Genomic DNA, 23,530 nt, shown 5'->3' on the forward strand with positions numbered 1-23,530 from the left:
CCCCCAGCCCCTCCCCGCTTGCGGGGAGGGGAGACAAAGCTACGCTTTGGCGGGGTGGGGTTCTTGGGGTGAGCGTAAGTAATAAGCGCGGACATGATATCAGAAATGAGCGGACTGAAGTCCGCACTACGAAATTTCCCCTTTTCCTCTCCCTTTGGTAAAGGTAAGATGGCATTAAGTTCTATTTACGGGTAGACCGATGCTATTAGAAGATTATTTTGACTTTTTATCACCCGATGATATTCGGTTGAAAGGACACCGCATCGGCATTGACAATGTACTTGATTATTACTTAGAAGGATATTCACCGGAAGAAATTGTAGCTAATTTGCCTTCTTTGAACTTCGAGCAGATTCACGCTACTATTACTTATTATCTGCATAATCGCGCCGAGGTTGATGCTTACCTATCACGTTTGACAAGGTGGCGCAAACAGCATTACCAAGAATGGGCTGCTAATCCTTCACCTGTGGTACAACGTTTAAGAGCAGTGAAGGCTCAAAGAACTGAATCCCAGGTAAATGCTTTGTGAAAGTGCGTTTTTTGCTAGATGAAAATTTGTCCCCTCGTTTGAAAGTAGCTGTGCTGCGTCTCAACCCTGCTATAGATATCTTACGTGTCGGTGAAAGTAATGCACCGCAACTAGGAACACTCGATCCTGATGTGTTGTTATATTTAGAGCGATCGCAAAGGCTCTTGGTGACAGATAATCGTACTAGTATGCCTGCTCATATGGAAGCACATTGGGCAGCAGGTGGACAAATTTGGGGACTATTTTGGGTGCGGGACAGGATACCATTAGGAGAACTGTCACAAGAACTTTTGCTGGTTTGGGAGACGACTGAGGCAGAAGAATGGATAAATCGGCTCGAATGGATTCCATTTTAGGTTAAAAAGGCGATCGCTTTTCCTGTTTAATGGTTTTAGGTAGAAGGAAAGAAATCTTCTACAGAAAGCTTTTTAACTTTTTTCAACTGGATAGTTATTTCTGCCACGCTGCACTAGACTTAAAAGAGAAACCTATATTCAGTTTTTTCAATGAAAATAATTTGTCATAAAGTGAAACTTAAACAGCAAAAAAGCGATTTTGTTTATTGGCAAACTCAATCTTATCAGTCCAGACTTGAAGCCTTAGAACAAATTCGTCAAGAATATCACAAGTGGAAAAATAATAGTGCTGAATCAAGACTTCAAAGAGTTTATACAATTTCTCAACGATAATCATGTTCGCTATCTGATTGTCGGTTCCACCAAAGAATCACCTGTGGGAATTTCTTTATTTTGTTGACGATAGGCAAGAACCATTTCTTTCGTTGCGTCTTGCAACATAGCTCTGCATTCTTCTATGGTTTCTCCTTCTGTGATGACTTCTTGCCATTCAATGAGTTGTCCCATATATCCACTATTAGTTTTTGTATATTTTGCAGTGTATGTAATTAACATTGCTATGTTTGTGAAGATAATTATTATATAATTTATTGTAGCTAAATAATAGCGATCGCCAATTTGGCTTTGTATGTTTATTTTAAATATAATGCGCGATCGCTTTTCCTGGTTTAATGGTTTCTCAAGATGCATTTCTTATCGCCTGAGATTGAAATCTCAGGCTAATAGCTTAACCCCACTGAAGTGAGCTAAAATCAATACCCTAACTAAGCTTATTTGGCTATTAGCCATAGGTTTTAACCTATGGCGGATAATGCAGGCGCATTTATATAAAAGTTCTACCCTTGTAAAGGCAACACATTAATTAACTGAGAAAATCTCGAAAAATCTCCTGTATTGTGAGTTAACAACTGCGGAATATGGTAAACTAACATTGTGGCGACAATATTCGCATCATGTACTTGCTTGCCACCAACAGGAATTTCTTCCATTAAACTCAACAACCTTTGTGTCACCTGAGAATTATCTTCAGCCATCCGAAAACGGTTTTGGAAAAAACGAATCTCCTCAGTTACTCTCAAAATTGGTATAGGCTGAGTATATAGCTGCGGACGAGTGAGGGTTGCCAGATATTCCCGCAACACTTGTCGGCTAATCCACAATTGTGTCCCAGCTTGTTCATAACTTTGAATTGCGTTTATAGCAACCAAGTGTAAAGGAGACTCAGGAACACTGGCATAAACCAGAATATTCGTGTCCAGAAATACAGAGTTATCGTCCGTCATCACCATACATATCCTCACGTCTTAGAGAAAGATTTTCAGACCAAGAATCAACATGAATCACGGGAAAATCCAGCGGAGGACGCTTTTCTTTCGATATCGGCAACTCTTGCAAAGGCTTTTCATCAATTATCACCACAACTTGATGTTCCCCTGCGGGAATATCAGCCGGTAGCTGCAATGTAATTTTCCCATCTTCTGTAACTGTGGCAATTGTTTCAATAGTTTTCATAAAATTACTCCAATGCTGCTAATACTGCTTTCGGCAATAACTTATCTTTAAACCAAATAATTCTAGCGGGAACATCATTTAATTTCACACCTGCCTTTTCCAAATTTAATCTTTCAGAAATTGCCAAAATTAAATCATCACGTTCCGCACGTCGCACTTGGGAAAACTTCTTTTGTAAATATTCTGGGCGCCAATAACCAACAATTTCTAATAAAAACGTCCGTCCATCAGGATGTACCAAACGAAAATCGGGAATCATCACACTACCCGGAATGGGAACTAAATCAACTTCTCTCTCCAATACCCAATCACTTTTTAACGAATCCCACTTTTCAGCAAAGGACGCTTCCAACATACTATCGTAAGGCTTCCCCGGAGGATAATGAGACACCAAACCGCATTCAGAATTGAGAGTGAAACGTCCAGTTTTCCAATCATTCGTATAAAAGTCGCGAGTTTGGAGAATAGAAGAAAGACTCCATCTGGTAACATGAAGTAAAGCCGGAATCATTTTAGCGATCGCTAAACCATATCGTGTACTCGGATTAAACAAACTCGTCGGACCATCAATCGTAATTGTAAACCCGTGGTCAGCATCACCCTCAATATAAGCCATCAATTGAAACAGCTTTAAATAGCGAAACAAAAGCTTATATTCACCAGGAACATTACGATGAGCATTTAAACTAAGTTGACTCGCTCGATAAAACACACCCTGCACTTGAGATAAATTATATCGATGTAATAAATCTTCAGGTGTTGGTGCATCAAATCTAATAAAAATCTTATTTTCGGATAAATCAGCATATAACCCATCATGAACTTGTTGCGGTAAAACTTCCCGTTCAAACTCATGACTTAACTCATCAGCAATCTTGCTAAGTGTAACTTGCGTTGATTGCGGATTTGAAACAGACATTGCAGCCAAAGCAAACACCCGTTCTCGTAACATTTGAGGTTCCAAAGGACTCACCACCTCAAACGTGCAGAAACTGCCTTTCAAAATATAAGCTAATCCCCGCTTCACCTTATAATCAGTAGTATCACCCTCCAATTCCAACAACTGACGCTCAAGAACACCTTGCGTCTTTCCTATCGCTTCTCGAAAACAATCGATTAACTCAACAGCTAACTCCAAAGTCTTCTTATCAAGCTTAAGTCTCTTTGGAATTATCTCCTCACCATTTTGACGATGAATTAGTAAATCTGTTGGTAACATTGGGATTGGTTGTTAGTTGTTGGTAGTTGTTGGTGGTTGGTTGTTAATTGTTAATTGTTTCTTGGCTCTAATGAGTCTTTTGAATCTACATTATTTTTATTAGGTGTTTGAGCTTTATTCTCAACAGAATAATTTATTTCCAACTGTTCAGCAGCCTTATAATCTCTTTGCTGACCACTTCCATAAACAACCTGTAACTTCGCTCTTTTTTCCCCATCTCCCTTTCTCCCCATCTCCCCATCTCTATTCCCCCTCCTCCTTGCCGAAGTACCTTCCTCACTCGTATCCTCCGCAACTACCTCATATAAAATCGCTTGCTTATTGGGGATATTACCCTTCCTTAAAATCCTCCCCAAACGTTGAATATATTCCCTCGCCGAACCAGTACCCGATAAAATAATTGCAATACTTGCAGCTGGCACATCAACACCTTCATTCAACACATGAGAAGCAACCAAACATTTATATTCCCCCTCGCGAAACTTCGTTAATATTTCATGTCGTTCCTTCACAGGAGTTTGATGAGTAATTGCCGGAATTAGCAACTCTTGAGAAATCTTGTAAACTGTGGCATTATCAGCCGTAAAAATCAAAATTCTTTCCGGATAATGTTCCCCAAGTAAATTCGTGAGAATTCGCAACTTTCCATCAGTACCCAAAGCGATTTCTTTCGCTTGACGGTGTGCTAACATAGCTCTACGTCCAGCAGGCGATCGCGCACTCATCTGCACAAAATTTTGCCAACCTTTCAAACTCCCCAAAGAAATCTTTGATTGCTTCAAAAAATCATTGCGAGTTTGAATTAATTGATTGTATCTTTCTCGCTCAACTTGCGATAGCTTCACCTTAATTTGGACAATTTCATGTTGTGCTAATGTATTCCCCGCCAAATCCTCAGCGCGTTTGCGATATACTTCTTTACCAATGAGGATATTTAAATCAGCGTGTTTCCCATCAGTGCGTTCTGGTGTTGCAGAAAGTCCCAATCGATAAGGTGCGATCGCATATTCCGCAATTACCCGATTAAAATCAGTAGGCAAATGATGACACTCATCAAAAATCACCAAAGCATACTTATTCCCCAAACTTTCTGCGTGAATTGCCGCACTGTCGTAAGTCGCAACCAATATCGGAGTTCTATCTCTCGATCCACCCCCCAACAACCCCACCTCAGCATCAGGAAACGCTGCCATCAAATGTGCATACCACTGGTGCATCAAATCTAAAGTTGGCACCACAATCAGGGTTGTACGCGGTGTTGCTTGCATCGCCATTTGTGCCAGATAAGTCTTTCCAGCCGCTGTGGGAAGCACCACTACCCCCTGTCTACCTGCCAGTTTCCAAGCTGCTAAAGCCTCACTCTGATGGGGATAGGGTTCCATCTCCATACTCGCAATTAACTCTACCGGATGAAATGCCTTCGCTTCATCGATAAAATTAGTCTCTTCTGCTTGTAGCGCTTCTACTAAAACTCGATATTGAATCGCCGGAATGCGGAATTTTTCTATCCTATCATCCCACGTAGCGTAATCCATCCAACCCTTGCCCCGCGCTGGTGGATGTAAAATTAATGTGCCACGATCAAAAGTTAATGTGGGGGTACGAGCCACTCAGAAGCCTTAATAAGTGATATTATATCCGTTTAATTACCCATAATAAAACATCTTTGTAGTCAGGACTTCACCATTTTTTGATAATAGACATCTAGTACAAAAGACGTAGAGACGTAGCAATGCTACGTCTTTTTCGGCGATCGCAAAAGCTATTAATTAAAGTTCTAGTACAGCGGGCGCGTAAATAAACCACCCATTCTCAATCGCTAAAAAGCTTACTCCATATTACTTTTGAATGAGTGACTTTTGACATAATATAATTTATTTTCCCATATTTCGTTTCATCGCATCCAACTCATCTTGAGTTTCCCAGCGCAAAAACTTCTCTTCTAAGTCGTCAAACCCACTAGAACTAGTAGCTTGATTCGACCAACCATTAGTTTCAAAGCGTTGCTGAGTTTGAGTTTTCGCACGGACTGTCTGCGCTTCAGCAGCTTTGGTTTGCACTTCTTGACGGCGTGCTTGTATTTTTCGCAGTAATTCTTTAGATTGAGTAATGCGTTCTTTCAAGCCTTGCATTTGTCCCCAGCGCTGATTTCCTTCGCGTAATAAAGCAGCTTCGCGTTCTTGTGCTGCGGCTACCAAATCCTGTCTGTTAGCCGATTGTGCCTTTTGAACGCGGATATGCCATTTTTGGATTTCTTGCGCTGTGGAGAGAATATCGTCTTGCGATCGCTTTTCCTGTACTTGTAAATCTGCAATCAACTTTAGCGTGTCTCCCTCTTGTTCGCGCAGTTGTTCTAACAGCGCTTCTAATTCTAAATGCGGATTATTTCGCAGAAATTCCTCTAAACGGTTTTCGAGAAACCGATTCAAATCATCAAATAAGCCCACTGTCAGCACTCCAGAAGTCAACTGTGTGCTTTTATTGTAGTAATTATTATCAATGGGCAGAAAGTTGTTTTTTGCAATTTCCCGCGCATTGATCGCTCTTTGGGAAAAAGATAATGGGGAAAGTCAGATTCAAGACAAATTTTAGGCAAGCTAAACTAAGGTTATCTCCCTTTTGAAATGACGCATGAGTGGCTCATAGGGATGATTTAGGCTTTGCTTGGCATACGCTAGCAATTCTTCCGTCCATTCTGTAAACCAAGCAAACACCAAATTGACTTTTTCAATAGCCTCGGCACGAGTTTCCTCATCCATTTCTATTTTTGCCATGATGGCATGGTCGCAAGTCATAGCATGACCAGATTCTTTACTAAAATGGAATTCCCCACAGTAGCGCAATTCGATACCCATTTCCTCTTCAATTTGTACTGCCAGTTTTCCAATGAGTTCAAACAATACATTGCCCGTTTCTTCAATGGCTTCGATAATAGCTAGACGCACGATACTGGATGAGCTATAAATCAAATGAGCGAGTTTGTGTGACAACAAGCGATTCACTGCCGTGTGATCGCTGTAGAAAAATTGTGAATACTCAGTTGGGGAGATTTTTTCGTGATCAAAGCCCAATTTGATAAAGTCTTCCAAATACCAGGGCCAGTGATGATCGTCCTCATAGGAGTGTTCGTTCACCATAGCCTGATACGGATCTGAGGTTGGTTCTTGGCGCATGACGTAGCGATTTAGATCGCCAAAGCTCATAATAAAAGGAGCCATGCAAGGGTAAAATTCTAGGCGCTGACGAGCTGATAAGGTCTCATCCCGTAAAAAATCAAAAAATGGCAGGCGGCTGTACTCTTTCTTGAGGTTTAAAATGTGACGTAATGTAGCTTTCATGTTTTCCTTCCTAAGACTAAAAGTAATGTGAGCTTCCAACGAATTGCATTCGTTATGCCTTGAGAGAAACAATCTAGTTTCCTAGTAGTTCGATGGATTTAATTTGACCCCAAGGCAAACATGGATTTGGTGTCCTTGCAATATGTGGAATCTTGCTTAATCGTGGCATCAGCAATCGCAACTCAACAGTACCCTTACGAGTAATTTTCTTGCTGTCAGCAAATACTGATAAATCAAAAGCAGTCGCTCACCGTTCAACCCCACATTCCGCAGGTTAGGGATTGGTCTTAATACAATACGCTTGGTGTTAAGGATTTTTCGTATTGATTTCGGCATGTAGAGACGCGAAATTTCGCGTCTCTACAGGTCTAAAAATCCTTAACTGAACCGTATTGCTTAATAGACATCTCCAAAAAAGACGTATAGACGTAGCAATGCTAGGTCTATACAAGGGTTTCGGGTAACGCATAATTAAAAATAAGGATATTCAAAATCACAAATGTTATTACAGAGGTATCAGCCAATAAGTAGTTCCCCTGACGATTTTATTTTTAAACCCAAATAAGGGTAAATTTTCTTCAGTTAAACCCACATAAGTCCAATGGGGGACATCATTTTCTACAGTTTGAAACCAACCATTTTTATTTAAAGCTTGTCTCTGCACTTGACTATAAATCTGTAAATCAATCGCTAATCCCCAGAGATGTTGTGATGCTCCTGGTGGTGCAACTACACCTAAAATTGCTGTTTCTTTACCTTGTCTAACTCGTTCCAAAGTATTGTTGTCAGCGTATTTTCTCCAGAATCTTAAATTTGTCGCAAAAGTGCGAGTACAATCACTATCACCATAACCAGATTTGAGGGAAATTCTTGCTGCTGATTTGGCTTTATTGAAAGCGTCTGCTGCTGATTTTTGTAAATAACAGTCATTAGTACCATCTACTTTCCCCATTGTTAAAGTAGTTTGGAAAGCTTTCGTTTCTTGCTCGTTAGCTAAGATAACTTTTGGCGGGAGTTTGATTTCTGGTTGTTGATTTACAAAAGCTGCACCGTATGCTCTCAACAAAATATATTCAAAAGTACCGGGTTGGGGAATTGTTGGTAATTTAGTAGCGATCGCACTCAAAAAACGCTCTGATTCCGGCAAATTTGCATCAGGTATCTGCGGCGTAATTGGAGTTGGTGAAACTATTGGTTGTGATGTATTTGGGCAAACTTTATTTAAATCTCTATGACGACCTGAAGAACGAGCAATTAAACAATCTTCTAATTGTCGCACATCTGTACTTAATGTCCGATGAGTAATTCCATTACTAGCAACTAAAGCAAAAACTATAAAAACAAAAATACTAATAAAAGAACTTTTTCGCCAAAATCGTTTTATCATCTTTTCACCTAAAGTTAATACAAATGTTTTTATTATTTATTCATAGTTCATACTATTCCTTATTGTCAGCAACCTACGACCATTAAACCACTGAATCGGTTATTATTAAGAGTAACTCTAAGCTTGCTGATACTTAAGTGTCAGTAACCCAGCCCTAAAGGGACTGAGCGTATGTTTGAGAAATCGAGCAAGCTGTACTGACCAGACCACTTAGTAATAGGTAAACGTTATTTGAGTCACGACACCTTGGGATGCGTAGCTAGTCCCCCGCTCTGTCGCTTGTGATTAAACAGTTCTAAAATCACTGGAACAGTGTTGCAAGCCCAACAAGCTCTTATAACTGGTCGAAGCTAACATCACCCCGAAAGGGAGGGACGCAAGTCCAAACATTATGCGTACAGGGCTGTGAGGCTGGAAATGGTAACTGTCCCATTGAAAGTGCAAAACAATAGCACACCTAGTCAAACAGTCCCAAGGCGATAATAATTTAAAAATATTCAAAGCGATTTCGCCTGAGCCGTTTCCCTCTCAGCACTGAAAGTGACTAAGTTTCCCACATCCCACGAGGTTTTATGACCATGCACAATTCCATTGAATTCCAAGACGCTTTCGATGTCATTGTCGTCGGTGCAGGTCACTCTGGTTGCGAAGCAGCCCTCGCTAGCGCCCGCTTGGGTTGTCGTACCCTGCTGCTGACACTTAACTTAGATAGAATCGCTTGGCAACCCTGCAACCCAGCGGTGGGTGGTCCGGCAAAATCTCAATTAACCCATGAAGTGGATGCACTCGGTGGGGAAATCGGTAAAATCGCAGACCGCACCTACTTACAAAAGCGGATTCTCAACTCTTCGCGGGGACCTGCGGTTTGGGCGTTACGCGCTCAAACTGACAAGCGGGAATACGCGGCGTTAATGAAGAATGTTGTTGAAAATCAAGAAAACTTAACAATCCGCGAAGCAATGGCGACGGATTTAGTTTTAGGTGCAAATGATGAAGTTATCGGCGTTGAAACTTACTTTGGGGTCGGTTTTGCCTGTAAAGCGGTGATTTTGACCACGGGAACATTTTTAGGCGGACGAATTTGGGTTGGTAACAAGTCGATGGCAGCCGGACGCGCTGGAGAATTTGCTGTTGAAGGGTTGACACAAACTCTCAATCGCTTGGGATTTGAAACGGGACGATTAAAAACGGGAACGCCGGCACGAGTTGACAAGCGGTCTGTAGATTACAGTAAAATGTCAGCGCAACCTGGGGATGAAGAAGTCCGGTGGTTTAGCTTTGACCCGGATGTGTGGGTAGAGAGAGAACAAATGCCTTGCCATATTACCCGCACGACGGCGGAAACTCATCGCCTAATTCGGGAAAATTTGCATTTGTCGCCGGTTTATGGCGGTTGGGTGGAAGCGAAAGGACCGCGATACTGTCCGAGTATTGAAGATAAGATTGTCCGCTTTGCCGATAAGGAAAGTCACCAAATCTTTATTGAACCGGAAGGGCGAGATATACCCGAACTTTACATTCAAGGATTTTCTACGGGGTTGCCGGAAAACTTGCAACTTCTGATGTTGCGGACTCTTCCTGGTTTAGAAAATTGTACCATGCTCCGCCCAGCTTATGCAGTTGAGTACGATTACTTACCCGCGACACAGTGTTATCCAACATTGATGACTAAAAAAGTTGCTGGGTTATTCTGTGCGGGACAGATTAATGGTACAACTGGCTATGAAGAAGCCGCAACCCAAGGAATTGTGGCGGGAATTAATGCAGCGCGGTTTGTGCGTAGTCAGGAAATGATTGTTTTCTCTCGTGAGGAAAGTTACATAGGCACGCTGTTAGATGACTTGTGTACCAAGGATTTGCGTGAGCCTTACCGGATGCTTACGAGTAGGTCTGAGTATCGTTTGATACTGCGTTCTGATAATGCCGACCAACGTTTGACGCCTTTGGGACGGGAAATCGGTTTGATTGACGATCGCCGCTGGGAATTATTTAGCCGCAAGCAAGAGAATATTACTGCCGAAAAAGAACGGCTGTACGCAACGCGGGTAAAAGAACACTCAGAAATCGGGCAAGCGATCGCCGACGGAACTCAACAACTAATCAAAGGTTCAATCACCCTCGCTGACTTGCTACGGCGTCCAGGATTCCATTATATTCATCTGGATAGATATCAACTCGGCAACCCCAACTTAAAAACTGCGGAAAAAGAAGGTGCGGAAATTGACATTAAATATTCTGGGTATTTACAACGCCAACAACATCAAATTGACCAAATAGCCCGTCAAGCACACCGTCAATTACCGGGGGATCTAGACTACGCAACGATTGATACTCTATCTAAAGAAGCGCGGGAAAAGTTGAACACCGTAAAACCACTGACAATCGGACAAGCATCACGTATAGGAGGTGTTAATCCTGCTGATGTCAATGCCCTATTACTATATTTAGAATTACGTAGGAATAAGACACCAAAGGAGTTTTCAGCTTTAGTTTAAAATAAACTTGATGAAGGATGAGTATAGTAGTAGGGTGAGACCGGAAGTGACTGGTATGATAGATGACATTAGTTCAAAACTGGCATTATCAGCAGTTTCCGGTTTAAAGTTTACATTTCATACTACTTACACAATCAACTTGTTTAGTTTGGACGATCTGATTGGATATTTAAGGCAAAATCCATACTGTCAGGCAGTATAGGCGAACTCTATCGTCCCAAAAGCCACAACTTAAAATCGCTATGTCACAACAAGCCAGCACCCATCTTATAATTCCGGAACCCTCAGAAGAACTGATCGGCAGCGAACCCTGGTCGATAGAGTCATATGCTGATGGCTTTATGGATGAACTGTTTGCCGATATTGATAATATTTTGCATCGTAATGGGACACCTTCCCAAACAATACATTACAACAGTCCTGCGTCACGAAGTAGTATAGAGGACTTGCAAAGAGCGCTGTATCCAGAATATATCATCCCCACGCCGAGAACAGCGCAAATCGTTTTGCCAGAAACGTCACCGATACAAACACCTTCTCATGTGGTTGACGCTCCGGCAACTAAATCAGTCAGGAAAAAGCATCACAAAGCGGGGATTGCTTGGGGCAAATTCCTGTCTTTTGGAGCTACCTTAAGTGTGGCGATCGCTGGTATTATCTTTTTGCTCAACTCTGGACTAATTTTCCGGATAAATTCTAAATTGATCGAGCAATCGATTCAACAGCCAAAATTACAGACTCAATTGCCTGCCAAAGTAGAAGTTGAGGCAGATTTAGTTCAATATATGTTGGGAGCACTGGCAATCATCGACAGACAAGAAGCAAGAAGCTCTGAAAAATCTCTCAAAAATGCGATCGCAACTCAGGTAATTCCTACCCAAACAGCTTTTGCTTATGTTACCCCAACAATAAAACCACCAACCGGCGGTAATTTACCACCAGTTCTTACCGCTAACAATACACCCCCTGCCGCACCCCGCACAACCATCGTCGAGCGGATTTATATCCCCGTTTATCAAGCACCGCAACCAATGCGCTATGCACCACTGCCCATTCCTGGTGTTCGGAAAATTTTACCGCCGGTGTCTTCTCGCACATCTAAATCGATACCAGTGAAAAAGGCTTTAAATTCTGTTCCCAAACCACCCAAACCCGTGCCTGTAAAAATGGTGGCAGCAGCGGTGCGAACAGAACTCAAGCCTGTGGCTGTGCGAACTGCACCAATTACATTGCGACAACCGTCAAATCCTTTGCCTGTGTTAAAAGTTACTGCTTTTCAAGCCGCGCCACCAAAATTACCCGTAGCTACAGCGCCAACAGAGCCAAAAACCGTTGAAAAACAGGCATATGTGGAAACTGTTGCGGCTCCTAGCCATACTTTGGAAGGATTGCTAGAGTTAGGTGACAAATCTGCGGCTTTGTTTAAAGTTGATGGTGTAACACGTCGTATCGATATGGGTGAAAGCATTGGTTCTAGCGGTTGGACTTTAGTTGAGGTGAGTAAGGGTGAAGCGGTTGTGCGTCGCAACGGTGAAGTGCGATCGATTTATACAGGTCAAAATTTGTAAAATTCACTTACCAAAGTAATCTTGAAATGCGATCGCTGTACTAAGTACAATATTGCATAAATTTATGACGAAAATTTATCACAAAAACTCTGCGTCACTCTGCGCTTACTTCCTTTGTTCCTCTGCGTTAAAAAACGCGCTCGTTCTTAGGCAAAGCTGTACTAAGTTCTTCGTAGTAGAATCAAATTTTACTCAGAAAATAGACGAGCAATATCCCTTGACTGATGGAGAATTCTGACTATTTCAATCCCATCATCAAGCTGGATATAAAATACAATATAAGGTTTTATATCATGTCCGCTTAATTACTTACGCTCACCCCAAGAACCCCACCCCCCCAAAGCTACGCCTTGTCTCCCCTCCCCGCTTGCGGGGAGGGGTTGGGGGTGGGGTGCAATGACTGTGGGAATCATAGCTAATTATCCGGACTTGATATTACAGGAAAACTCCTGAGTTTTTCGACTAAATCATCCCGTACTTGTCCCATATCAGGAAACTAGCCAGCATCGGTAAACGGTTTAAGATGTTAGCAATCTGCTTATCCGCAGCAATTTGATTATTTTGGGCAAGATAAACCCAAATATCCTCCAAGTCTTGTTCTGCGAGTTGAGAGATTTTGTAACGATTCATCGAGCTTGGTCTTGGTTGAGTTTGCGTTGTCCTCGTTCTTTAATGGTTTGCAGCAAACTTGGCAAAGACTCGTCATCGTATTCTCTAAATTGTCCATTCTGCAACTGAAAGTAAAATAAAAATATCCTCCACTTAACCGAAACCCCAGAATATCCCCTGCCTCAATTTTATGGATGCATCCAAGATGAAACATTCTTCCGTCATCCCCAAGGACAACTGGCTAGAAAATATTATCTCACACTTATCTCGTGAGGTTATAATCAACATTTACCTGAAATCTGCTGTATCAGCTTGAAATATTGGTAGTGTAAACCAAAAAGTTGCCCCGGCATTGATTGCACTTTTTACGCCAATTTCGCCGCCATGTGCGGTGATGATTTGCTTACATATATATAAGCCTAATCCTAAACTAATAGAATTCCGGGCGGAGGTGCCTCGAAAGTAAAGGTCAAATAAGCGATCGCTTTGTTTTTGACTCATTCCCACGCCATTATCAACAACGCTGCAACAAATCTTATTATCATCGACCCTGGCATTAATGGTAATTGTTAAACCTGGGGGATTATGTTTGACTGCATTCACAATCAAATTAGAGAATACTCGCCATAATTGGGTAGGATCGCCATTGATTAACGGTAAATCTGCGGTTACATGATTAATCAGCAGCGCCTGATTTTCTGTTAGCATCGGCTTTAAGTCTGCGATGGCTGCTTCTACAACTTTCAATAATTCCACTGGCTGAAGTTGTAAAGCTACACCTTGAACTTCGCTCATATGAGCTTCCATTAACGAATTAATTAAACTAAGTTGGCGATCGCTACTTTGTTCCATCCGCTCTAAAATGAAACGGGCAACAGTAATTTTATCTTCTGAACGCGATAGCAAATTCCTCAGCACCATTAAAGTTCCCAGCACTGGGTTGCGTAAGTCGTGGGAAACTGCATGAAAAAATACTCTTAGCGCTTCTTCCGCTTGCTTGCGCTTGGTGATATCTTCAATCATTCCTTCGTAATAAAGCAGTTCTCCTCTGGAATTGCGAACTGCATAGGCATTTTCTGATATCCATACAATGCTACCATCGCGGCGATAAATTTGCGATTCAAACTCGGATACGCTACCATACTCTTCAATTGAACGAACAAACTCAGCACGGCGATTCGGGTCAACATATAATTGATGTTTAATGTCAATTAATGTCGTCACTTCTTCTGGAAATGCGTAGCCATAAATACGTGCTAATGCGGGATTTGCGGTAATATAACGACCATCGGCAGTGCTTTGAAAAATTCCCTCAACCGCGTTTTCAAAGATATTTCGATATTTAGCTTCTGTAACGGTTAATTTCTCATTGGCGATCTCAAGTTCTTTGCGAGTGTAAAATTCAGAGCGTTGCAGCTTTTCGTATAAGAATACCCCTAAATCGCAGATGAAACATACCCAAAATATCAACAAAATCATTGTGACACCGAATATCGGCTGTTTGCTGAATGGTGGGGGTAGTTTCAACCCCAGGACTGTATTCACGACAAAATAATAAACTATCACTCCCAACTGCGATCCTAAATGCAGATACCAACGGATGGGAATCATCATAGCTTGAGTCAAAAAAGCGATAATCCAAGCTAATTGATCGGGGAGAGCGAAACCTTTGAATGTAGCAACAAATTGTTCAACTAAAGTGACAGAAAAGGATAAACATAAAAAAAGGCGCCCCGGATAAGGACGCGCTATGTTAGTTTTGTGTAAAAATAAACACCCTAATAAACTGAAGAATATACAGGTATTGATAGTTAAAGCAAGATTTTTTATCTCGTGGGGTATCTTTGCGACTTCTTGCAGGTGAAATACCTGTTGCAAGATGTCGCGTAAGATAAATGTAAAGACGCAAAGAATAGCGATCCAGATTCCTAAATGTAACCTTTGCCACAAAAAGCGATCGCGCCAAGCTTTATACTCCCCAAAAATTGCATCTGTTGTTGATATTTTCCCCCATATGGCTGTTTTCCAACACCTTTGCACTTTTCTAATGACGGTATTCATTAGCCTATTACCAATTTCCATAACTTCGGTCAACCCCTTCTCGTTGTGAGACGCTAGGCAAACGGGGAATTGAAAATTCAGAAATAAAAATTAATTTTTGAATTTTGCACTGTCAACCATTCCTATAGTGACATTATGAGCGGCTCGTTGTCGGTAAATTTGCCAGAGGTAAGGTAAACCAGAAAGTTAAACCGCGCTTGGGATTACTTTTAACGCCCATTTCACCTTGATGTGCTTTAATAATTTGTCGAGAAATATATAATTTTAAGCCTGTGCAAGTTGAAGAACGAGCTTGAGGATCGCGGACAAACAAATCAAACAGGCGATCGCATTCTAACTTGTTCATCCCCACACCGTTATCTTGAATTGAGAAGCGAATTATCCCATCCTCAACTGTCGCTTTCAAAGTTAAGTGTAATCCGGGTGGGTTATGCAGCCAACTATAAGTTAACAAATTTTGCAAAACTCGTTGCAATTTAGTCGAATCTGCCATAATTAACGGTAAATCCTTAGGAACCAAGTTCTTCAAAGTCACTTTGTTTTCTGACAACATTGGCTGCAAATCCCTGATAACAGATGGCAGCAGTGTACCAAATTGCACAAGTTCGCGATGCAACACAATTCCTTGTTCTTCGCTGGAATGAAGTTCTAGTAACGAGTTAATCATTGCTAACAGGCGGTCATTACCTTGTATCATTCGTTCGATAATTGAACATGGTACTGTAATTTGAGAATTGGGAATTGGATATTGGGCATTGGGCATTGGGAAAAAAGAACTATTTACCTCATCTCCCCCCGCTCCCCCTGCTCCCCCTGCTCCCCCATCTCCCCCTGCTTCCCCTGCTCCCCCACTTTTGAGTAAATTTTCTAACACCATCAAATTACCCATGACTGAAGTTCGCATATCGTGAGAAACTGTGTGTAACAGAACATCTTTGACTCGATTGATTTCTTGCAGTTCCTGCATTTTCTGCTGTAACTGAGCGGTACGTTCTTCTACTTGTTGTTCTAAATTGGTGTTGAGTGCTGCCAATTCCTGGTATAATTGAGCTTGTTGAATGGCGATCGCTAATTGTTCTGACATTTGCTTTAGTAAATCAATTTCCATCTGATGCCAATGGCGAGGATGAGAACATTGGTTAGCAATCAAGGCTCCAAAGAATTCACCATTTAACATAATTGGCACTGCTAAAGTCGCCCGCGTTTGAAATTGTTGATAATGTGCTTTTAATTTGGGAGATACATCCATTTGCTCGATATCCTCCACCACACGCACACAATTTGTTGTCAGTAGCCTTTTCATTTCTTGGATGACAACTGGATCTTTAATCTTGCAGTCTATAACTGATGAATACTTTGGATGTACCGATTCTGCGAGAATTGTGCCTTCTTTGTTCCCATCATTTAAACCAATAAAAACTCGGTCTGCTTGCAAAAATTGTCGGACTTCGTTTACAGTAGTTTGGAGAATTTGGTCTAAATTTAGAGAAGTGCGGATTCTGGATAAAGTTTGGGTTAACAAGCGATCGCGCTGTGAGGTCAATTGTAATTGCGCTTCTGTTCGCTTGCGTTCTGTGATATCATGATTGACGGATAGAATGTAACGCTCACCATTCAAATCGATAATTTCAGCGCAAACCATTGCAAAAGCAACTTCGCCAGACTTTTTTCTAAATTCAAATTCGAGATTGCGAACTGCTCCTTGGGAATGCAACTCGTCCAATAATTTTTGGCGATCGCTCTGGTTAACCCAAATATTCAACTCAAAAGTAGTACGTCCAATCGCTTCTTCTCGTTCATAACCTGAGAGTTTCACAAAACTCTCGTTAACTTCTATCAAGCGTCCATCTTCCACCGTGCTGATGGTAATTGGATTTGGACTGCAACGAAAAGCCTTGGAAAACTTTTCCGCAAGATTTTGCAAGTCAATTTCTGCTTGTTTGCGCTCAGTTATATCACGGACAACAGCTAAAACTTCATTTTGTCCGCTAACTACCAACCGTGCCTCATAATTTCGCAGACCTAAAGGCGTTGATAGTTGATATTCTAGAGATTGTAAAGTTTGAGACTCCAAAGTTTTAGCTATCGCATCAACACTTTGTAAAGCAACATCATCAGGCAATAAATCCCGCAAATTGTTACCGACGATGTTCTCTGGGGGAATAGCCAAATTTGCACCATCACCCTTAAAATCGAGATACTCGCCATCTCGACTGATGCGAAACATTAAATCGGGGATAGCATCTAAAATTGCTTTATAACGCGCTTCACTCTCGCGCAATTTTGATTCCACTTGCTTGGTGTCTGTGATATCCATCACCAACCCATCCCAAAGAATATCATCTTCAGCTTGTCTTTCGGGACGAGAAGCACCTTGAATCCACTTAAGTATACCACTAGGGGTAACGATGCGTCCTTCCCATTGCCAAGGTGTTAAAGTAGAGGCAGAATATCTGACAGATTCTTCAAAGGCGATCGCATCTTGGGGATGAATCAGCTCGCGTAATATTTTAAAGTCTGTTTGCACAGCTTCCGGTTCTAGTTCAAATATTTCTCGACAGCCAGAACTTGCATAAAGAACAAACTGCGAACCATCTTGCTGTTGAAGGAATTGGAAAATCATTCCCGGCAAATTTGCCGCAATTTTTTCTAGCAGCGGCAAAGCATCTTGATGAAAATCTGGTGTACATGGCATTTTCACAGTTTGATTCACTTTATAACCCTTTTATACATAAGCAGAGGAAAGCACATTAGCCTCTTCTTCAGGGTAATTCTAATAGATGCGATCGTATTCACCCGATTGGATGAATCACTTAGCTTGACAATGATTTGACAAAATATTGCAGATTTTTGGAAATTTTGATGGGTTTGCCCTAGCAAACATCTACATCAACATCAGACAGCGCACTTTGCCGATGGAATATAGTAGACATCTGGTAGAAAAGACGTAGAGACGTAGCAATGCTAGCTCTCTACAAGAGTTTCGGGCAACGCATAATTAATTGTGCGATTTTAATCGTCGGGGTTTTTAGCTTGCGGTATTAGTTTAAAACAGCCAACTTGAGTGAGTTAGTTTGGCTTGCCAGTTCTAAAATGCCATGCGATGACATGTATACGGATAGTGTAACCAAAAAAACGATAAATATGATCTTCACAGTGCGATCGCTTAACTTAGGTAACAAACGCGTCCCTACCTGAGCGCCAATAATTCCACCCATTCCCAAACATAGCCCCGGAATCCACAGCACGTTATGGTTATAGGCATGTTGGGCTAAACCAGAAACGGCGATCGCACTAATTGCTCCCAAACTTGTCTGCACTGCTGTTTTAATTGATTCGCCCAAAAACAACATTTGTAAAGGCACCTTCACTACACCACCACCAATTCCAAACAGTCCAGATAAGACGCCTGCTAGCACTCCAATTCCAACAAGCGGAACGAAGCGATTAGAGGGTGTGGAAGAATCACCGAGTTCACAGGGGTCAGTTTCCAGTTCTGACTCCTTCTGTTGGAGTTGTTTGCGTAAGTTCATCAGGTAGATTGTTACCAGGAGGAAAACGCCGAAGCTCAGAGATAGCCATGCATCAGGTATGCGATCGCCAATAAATGCTCCCATTTGTGCTGTTATGACTCCAAACAACGCCATAGTTAAGGAAGCTTTCCAGTTCAAATCGCCTACACTGAGATTCCGCACACTCCCCGAAGTTGTACTGAGAAACACTCCTACCAAACTTGTTGCGGTTGCTTGCACTACGGGAACTCCAAATACTGTCAGTGAAGGCACAATCAAAAGTCCACCGCCAACACCCATTAACCCAGATAATACTCCAGCGAATATTCCTATTACAAACAAAAAGCCTCGTTCTATAGGTGTTTCCAACAACATTTATTATGACTCACTCAATAAATCCTTTCTATTTAATATTACCTAATGTCTCACCGTTTGCCTAATCAAGAATGAATTTGATGAAATAGCTGATTGGCGTTCCTAAGAACTTGTTGAAGGACGATCAATCATTTCGGGCGGTATCCCCCAAGGGGATAACAATAGCTTATTAAACCAGTTTTACTTATTTTTTTAGCGTTAAAATAAACGACTTGAGTCGTGACTACGATAATTAATCTTTAGTTAATTCATACTCTATTTTGACGCTATTTTGAATGCGATTTATAAGATAATCTATAAATACAATGATGGCATAAGCTGTAGCTTCATCATCCAAAGATTCAGTATGAATTCGAGAATTTCTAATACCTTGCCATATACCCTCTAAAATTTTCTCAAATCCCATTTGTTCATACACTTCACCAACAGTATTCATGCTATTGACTTTAATGACTGGTTTCGGCATCCCGAACACCTCATTGATGCAGTCCAAATTACTTGTGATTTGGGACGTGTCTAAATCAGCTTTATGCCTAATCCACTCTTGCAATTGAAATGTCGCTGCAAGTATTGCATCTCTATAAAGTCCGCATTCGTATTTTTGTTTTATAACTTGATAAAGAAAGGGGGAAATTATTTGCTCAATTTTCATATTTTATTCCTCCTTAATTACGGAGGAGTTAGATAAGTTATTAAATGTAAAAAATTAGATAATGCCTAGAAAGAATATTTGAGATGATAGACAATTAAAGTATAAAAATGTTCTAATAAAAAGATAATGCTTTTAAATAATTAATGTGTATACCTAATATGTCAGTTTGAAAATTGACACATTGGGTTTTGACAGCAAGTTAAGTAGCGAAAGCTTTTTAAGGTGTATAGATGAATGGTACGCTTGATAACTTGATGACTTGTTTGTAGTTGGCACTTCAGCGCTAAAGCGCCGACTACAAAAAAATCACAACTTAGTACAATTTATGAAGATTGAATCTCATTAATAGCCCATTCAAGCACTTGCAGTAAGTCTTTAAGAACTATTTCATCATTGAGAGCCGAAAAGGGAATGTACCAGCAATAAGCATGAACAGCAATTGATTTCCCTACAGCAGATTTCAATCGATTGAGAAGTTCTGCTTTTTTCTCTTCTAAGTTGAAAGGTGATTCCCAAGCAAAAATCTCTATTGTGGCATTAGTCCAAACTTTGAAAAAGGTGCTATTTTTACCTTTGTGATGAATTTTAGGAATACAAGAACCGTCAATTCTACCTTTTCCCCAGCGAATAGGCATTTCTTTAGCAGTTGCCCATTCTAAAATTGTGTTGGCAACTTTAGCCGCATCATCACCTTTTTTTCCCTTAATTTCTTCCATGAAGGATGATTCATCCCAGTATCTTTTCTCTATTAAAGGTACGGGGGAATTCTTAATCGCTGTTAGACCAATAACTCTAGGAACTAGAGTCCGCAAACCCTGACCCAAATATTGTTTAATTTCAACTGCCAATACTTGTGCTGGATTCATTTGCTGATTTAAAAACTCAACTATGCGTTGAAGTTCAGCAGGAATCTTATCAGCGACAAAAACGAGACGTATTTTACCTTTTTGCAAGTTGTTTTTGACTTGTTGCCAAAACTCTTCTTGGTCTGCGTCTTCCTCACCAAGAAAGCTCATTAATAATTGTTCAGCATTGAGCTTTGCCTCAAATTGAGCGCGGATTTTGTCAACCGACCAATAAATCACTCCATTAGCAGCATAGTCAAGCATCTGACCTACCACTTCTCGACGGATACGGGTATCGCTGCTACGCTTGACTTCTACTATGGTTGGAATTCCGTCTTGGTCAACAAATAAATGATCCAACGTCCAGCGTCCAGAACTATCTTCATCATCTGGAACTGCCATTTCCCGTGAAATCAACAGCCAGCGTCTCGGTACAACACTGTCTATTTGTTCTCCCGCTAATAAACTCGGATAGTCAGCTAGTAGCTTTTGAAGTAAATCTTCCGAGTCATAAGCTTTTTCCCTCATTTCTACTAGCTGACCATTATCTTGAATTAGGTAAATACCGCTCATAAAAATTTCGCTGTGTTAACCTACTTAAGGTTCCCATTTTCATGGTTTAGTTTTACACAGCTTGAATATTGGCACGGCAGGCAATATACCTGCCCTAGAAACGGCAAAAATTATAATTTACCTGCGAAGACTTTTTCTGCTGGTCCTGTCATATAAAGTCGCTGGTCGTCTGCCCATTCAATTAACAACGGTCCACCGGGAAGTTCTACAGTCGCAGTGCGATCGCATTTTCCGGTCAACACTCCAGCTACCAAAGTGGCACAAGCACCCGTTCCACAAGCTAAAGTGATACCCGCACCTCTTTCCCAAACACGCATTTTCACGTAGTCACGGCGCACTACTTCCACAAATTCGGTATTTATTCGTTGGGGAAAAGCTGAGTGATGCTCAAACTCAGAACCAATTATTTCTAAAGGAATTGCGGCTACATCTTCCACAAAGGTGATGCAGTGAGGATTTCCTGTACTTACACAGGTGACATCCCAAGATTTACCCGCTACCTGCAACGGAATATTAATTACCTTTTCGTCAGCCTTGGCTAAGGTTGTAGGAATTTCCCCAGCGAGTAATCTGGGAAGACCCATATCTACTTTAACTTGACCATCGGGCATCAGTTGAGGCGTAATTACGCCAGCAAGGGTATGAATTTGGTATTTATCTTTATTTCGAGATTCACCCTCTAAATCAGCTACAAAGCCCGCAAAACAGCGAATCCCGTTACCGCACATTTCCGGTTCGGAACCATCGGAGTTAAAAATCCGCATCGTGTAATCAGTGTTATTTTCTCCAGGCAAGGCAAAAATCACACCATCAGCACCGATACCAAAATGGCGATCGCACAACTTGATTGCTTCCTCTGGAGTGATTACTGGTGTTGATGACGAGCGATTGTCAATCAAAATAAAGTCATTGCCCAAACCGTGATACTTAGTAAATTCGATTGCCATTTCTCCAAGGATGAATTATTAATGATTAGGAATTGTTAGTTGTTGGTTGCTGGTTGCTAGTTGCTAGTTGTTAGTTGTTGGTTGCTAGTAGTCAAAATGTACCACAACCACCAACCACCAACCACTAACCACTATCTACCATCTTTAAAAAAAATGATTACTGACTTTGACACCTCATTACCTAGTATTAAACAAGTTCAAAACCTGATTAAACAAACGACACCAGTAGAATTTAAATTGCTGACTGGTGATGTGTTGACGGGAAAAGTTTTATGGCAAGATGCACACTGTATCTGTATTGCCGATGAAAACAGCCAGCAGACAACAGTTTGGAAACAAGCGATCGCCTATATTAAGCCCAAGAGTTAGTATAGGCATCATTTTTGATTTCTGAGCAAAACTACGAGACAATACGGAGGGATATATCTATGTAACAATTTCTGGAGAAATATTAATGACTATTTCAATGTATCAAGCTTCAGTACCAGTGTGTATTCGCTCACTGAATAACCTTCTAGGTATTCTTGAAAAAGCTGCTACATATGCAGAAAGCAAAAAGATAGATCCTTCTGTGTTGGTCAATACTCGTCTATTCCCAGATATGTTTCCATTGTCAAGACAAGTACAAATTGCCTCTGACATAGCAAAGAGAGGTGCCGCACAACTAGCAGGCACAGAAGCACCGACGTTTGAGGACAATGAAACTACATTGCCCGAACTTATTGAGCGCGTTCAGAAAACTATCTCTTATTTAGAGACATTTAAACCCGAACAAATTGATGGATCGGAAGAGAAAACTATTACCATTAAGGCGGGTGACAAGAGCCTAACTTTTCAAGGAATGCCATTTCTGTTATATTTTGTTTTGCCAAACGTTTATTTTCATGTCACAACAACCTATAACATTCTCAGACATTGCGGTGTAGAACTTGGCAAAATGGACTTTTTAGGTAAGCCTTAACATTCGGTCAATATAGGAGGCGATCGCACTACCCAGACGCTTTCGGTGCTAGGGAAGCGATCGCTCTAGTTGGACTTTATTTCCCAAGTTTTCGATTTTGAAATAGTCGATTACCACTAACGTATGGAAATAATTATGGATAACAAACGTTTGCCAAATATACATCCTGGTGAAATCCTGCAACTAGAATTTTTAGAACTGCTAAATCCCCCTATCGCTTAAGCAAAGATATAGGTGTAGCTCAAACGCGAATTAGTGAGATTTTATCAGGGAAACGCAGTATTACAGCAGATACAGCTTTGCGTTTATCTCACTATTTTGGTAACAGCGCTCAGTTTTGGTTGAATTTACAAACGCAATACGATATACGCCAAGCTCTTGAAGAGAATGCAGAAGTATATAATCAAATAACTAGACTTCCCTTTAACGATGTAGCCTGATTTTGTCCTGACGGGACTCGCTTGTTAATAGTTGTTAAAAATCATTTATCATGAGCTTCAAAACAGTAGTCTTTTATGGTATCCGTTCAGGGGGGGGTAAGTGACGCAACTGGGGAACGCTACGCTAGATTGGGCGGTACCGGGTACG

Annotated in this window: 23 protein-coding genes and 1 pseudogene; 8 read left to right on the forward strand and 16 right to left on the reverse strand. The window is 41.1% G+C overall.

Translation table 11 applies throughout. From position 1 onward, the window contains the following. The first annotated feature begins 199 nt into the window (after positions 1–199). The 3 genes from TOL9009_RS0115710 to TOL9009_RS0115720 all read left to right on the forward strand — a co-directional run bounded on the left by TOL9009_RS0115710 (position 200) and on the right by TOL9009_RS0115720 (position 1,221). On the forward strand, positions 200–532 hold the full coding sequence (locus TOL9009_RS0115710) for a DUF433 domain-containing protein (RefSeq protein ID WP_029633636.1): 333 nt from the start codon (positions 200–202) through the stop codon (positions 530–532). Next, the gene (locus TOL9009_RS0115715) at positions 529–888 is read left to right on the forward strand and encodes a DUF5615 family PIN-like protein (protein ID WP_029633637.1); all 360 of its coding nucleotides are present in this window, start codon (positions 529–531) and stop codon (positions 886–888) included. The genes TOL9009_RS0115710 and TOL9009_RS0115715 overlap by 4 nt, the downstream gene beginning before the upstream one ends. 150 nt (positions 889–1,038) lie before the next feature. Further along, a complete protein-coding gene (locus TOL9009_RS0115720) occupies positions 1,039–1,221 on the forward strand; it encodes a hypothetical protein (RefSeq protein ID WP_029633638.1) in 183 nt (60 codons plus the stop codon). A 9-nt stretch (positions 1,222–1,230) separates the two neighbouring features. Here the strand turns inward: TOL9009_RS0115720 and TOL9009_RS49370 are convergent, their stop codons facing one another. The 8 genes from TOL9009_RS49370 to TOL9009_RS0115765 form a co-directional block, all read right to left on the reverse strand. Beyond that, a complete protein-coding gene (locus tag TOL9009_RS49370) occupies positions 1,231–1,578 on the reverse strand; it encodes a type II toxin-antitoxin system HicB family antitoxin (RefSeq protein WP_242055681.1) in 348 nt (115 codons plus the stop codon). A 146-nt stretch (positions 1,579–1,724) separates the two neighbouring features. Next, positions 1,725–2,171 carry a type II toxin-antitoxin system VapC family toxin gene (locus TOL9009_RS0115730; protein ID WP_199341571.1) on the reverse strand — a complete coding sequence of 149 codons (447 nt, stop codon included), beginning with the start codon at positions 2,169–2,171 and terminating at the stop codon, positions 1,725–1,727. Continuing rightward, on the reverse strand, positions 2,158–2,400 hold the full coding sequence (locus TOL9009_RS0115735) for a hypothetical protein (protein WP_029633641.1): 243 nt from the start codon (positions 2,398–2,400) through the stop codon (positions 2,158–2,160). The genes TOL9009_RS0115730 and TOL9009_RS0115735 overlap by 14 nt, the downstream gene beginning before the upstream one ends. A gap of 4 nt (positions 2,401–2,404) precedes the next feature. Continuing rightward, complete coding sequence (locus tag TOL9009_RS0115740; protein ID WP_029633642.1) at positions 2,405–3,619, reverse strand: DUF790 family protein; 1,215 nt, start codon at positions 3,617–3,619, stop codon at positions 2,405–2,407. A gap of 50 nt (positions 3,620–3,669) precedes the next feature. Continuing rightward, complete coding sequence (locus TOL9009_RS0115745) at positions 3,670–5,229, reverse strand: DEAD/DEAH box helicase family protein (RefSeq protein ID WP_029633643.1); 1,560 nt, start codon at positions 5,227–5,229, stop codon at positions 3,670–3,672. A 264-nt stretch (positions 5,230–5,493) separates the two neighbouring features. Then, positions 5,494–6,066: a TIGR04376 family protein gene (locus TOL9009_RS0115750; RefSeq protein ID WP_029633644.1), complete on the reverse strand. Its 573-nt coding sequence runs from the start codon at positions 6,064–6,066 to the stop codon at positions 5,494–5,496. Positions 6,067–6,216: 150 nt separating this feature from the next. Beyond that, on the reverse strand, positions 6,217–6,957 hold the full coding sequence (locus TOL9009_RS0115760; RefSeq protein WP_029633645.1) for a hypothetical protein: 741 nt from the start codon (positions 6,955–6,957) through the stop codon (positions 6,217–6,219). A 505-nt stretch (positions 6,958–7,462) separates the two neighbouring features. Next, complete coding sequence (locus TOL9009_RS0115765; RefSeq protein WP_029633646.1) at positions 7,463–8,341, reverse strand: D-alanyl-D-alanine carboxypeptidase family protein; 879 nt, start codon at positions 8,339–8,341, stop codon at positions 7,463–7,465. Between the two features lie 575 nt (positions 8,342–8,916). Between TOL9009_RS0115765 and mnmG the strand changes: the two genes are divergently transcribed. Both mnmG and TOL9009_RS0115775 read left to right on the forward strand, forming a co-directional pair. Continuing rightward, positions 8,917–10,839, forward strand: a complete 1,923-nt coding sequence (gene mnmG / locus TOL9009_RS0115770) for a tRNA uridine-5-carboxymethylaminomethyl(34) synthesis enzyme MnmG (protein ID WP_029633647.1) — start codon at positions 8,917–8,919, stop codon at positions 10,837–10,839. Between the two features lie 242 nt (positions 10,840–11,081). Then, the gene (locus TOL9009_RS0115775) at positions 11,082–12,407 is read left to right on the forward strand and encodes a hypothetical protein (protein ID WP_029633648.1); all 1,326 of its coding nucleotides are present in this window, start codon (positions 11,082–11,084) and stop codon (positions 12,405–12,407) included. Positions 12,408–12,595: 188 nt separating this feature from the next. On the opposite strand, the gene TOL9009_RS43540 is transcribed toward TOL9009_RS0115775, so the two are convergent. The 8 genes and pseudogenes from TOL9009_RS43540 to dapF all read right to left on the reverse strand — a co-directional run bounded on the left by TOL9009_RS43540 (position 12,596) and on the right by dapF (position 21,981). Continuing rightward, complete coding sequence (locus TOL9009_RS43540) at positions 12,596–12,697, reverse strand: type II toxin-antitoxin system RelE/ParE family toxin (RefSeq protein WP_144238390.1); 102 nt, start codon at positions 12,695–12,697, stop codon at positions 12,596–12,598. 146 nt (positions 12,698–12,843) lie between these two features. Beyond that, a pseudogene (locus TOL9009_RS39355) lies at positions 12,844–13,037 on the reverse strand (type II toxin-antitoxin system RelE/ParE family toxin); the annotation flags it as partial. Between the two features lie 267 nt (positions 13,038–13,304). Continuing rightward, positions 13,305–15,077 (reverse strand): PAS domain-containing sensor histidine kinase, encoded by a 1,773-nt coding sequence (locus TOL9009_RS0115790; RefSeq protein ID WP_084763222.1) that lies wholly within the window; start codon positions 15,075–15,077, stop codon positions 13,305–13,307. 133 nt (positions 15,078–15,210) lie between these two features. Beyond that, complete coding sequence (locus tag TOL9009_RS0115795) at positions 15,211–17,772, reverse strand: sensor histidine kinase (protein ID WP_144238391.1); 2,562 nt, start codon at positions 17,770–17,772, stop codon at positions 15,211–15,213. 346 nt (positions 17,773–18,118) lie between these two features. Next, positions 18,119–18,964, reverse strand: a complete 846-nt coding sequence (locus TOL9009_RS0115800; RefSeq protein ID WP_038296380.1) for a sulfite exporter TauE/SafE family protein — start codon at positions 18,962–18,964, stop codon at positions 18,119–18,121. 232 nt (positions 18,965–19,196) lie between these two features. Further along, positions 19,197–19,616: a TIGR02391 family protein gene (locus TOL9009_RS0115805; RefSeq protein WP_029633652.1), complete on the reverse strand. Its 420-nt coding sequence runs from the start codon at positions 19,614–19,616 to the stop codon at positions 19,197–19,199. A gap of 323 nt (positions 19,617–19,939) precedes the next feature. Then, complete coding sequence (locus TOL9009_RS0115810) at positions 19,940–21,034, reverse strand: PDDEXK family nuclease (RefSeq protein ID WP_038296381.1); 1,095 nt, start codon at positions 21,032–21,034, stop codon at positions 19,940–19,942. 110 nt (positions 21,035–21,144) lie between these two features. Beyond that, a complete protein-coding gene (gene dapF / locus TOL9009_RS0115815; RefSeq protein ID WP_029633654.1) occupies positions 21,145–21,981 on the reverse strand; it encodes a diaminopimelate epimerase in 837 nt (278 codons plus the stop codon). Between the two features lie 153 nt (positions 21,982–22,134). Between dapF and TOL9009_RS0115820 the strand changes: the two genes are divergently transcribed. The 3 genes from TOL9009_RS0115820 (at position 22,135) to TOL9009_RS50890 (ending at position 23,382) form a co-directional block, all read left to right on the forward strand. After that, positions 22,135–22,350: an Hfq-related RNA-binding protein gene (locus TOL9009_RS0115820; protein WP_029633655.1), complete on the forward strand. Its 216-nt coding sequence runs from the start codon at positions 22,135–22,137 to the stop codon at positions 22,348–22,350. Positions 22,351–22,435: 85 nt separating this feature from the next. Continuing rightward, on the forward strand, positions 22,436–22,942 hold the full coding sequence (locus TOL9009_RS0115825; RefSeq protein ID WP_029633656.1) for a DUF1993 domain-containing protein: 507 nt from the start codon (positions 22,436–22,438) through the stop codon (positions 22,940–22,942). 260 nt (positions 22,943–23,202) lie between these two features. Beyond that, positions 23,203–23,382 carry a HigA family addiction module antitoxin gene (locus tag TOL9009_RS50890; protein WP_260675976.1) on the forward strand — a complete coding sequence of 60 codons (180 nt, stop codon included), beginning with the start codon at positions 23,203–23,205 and terminating at the stop codon, positions 23,380–23,382. Positions 23,383–23,530: the final 148 nt, after the last annotated feature.

Source organism: [Scytonema hofmanni] UTEX 2349, assembly GCF_000582685.1.
Taxonomy (GTDB): Bacteria; Cyanobacteriota; Cyanobacteriia; order Cyanobacteriales; family Nostocaceae; genus Hassallia; species Hassallia hofmanni.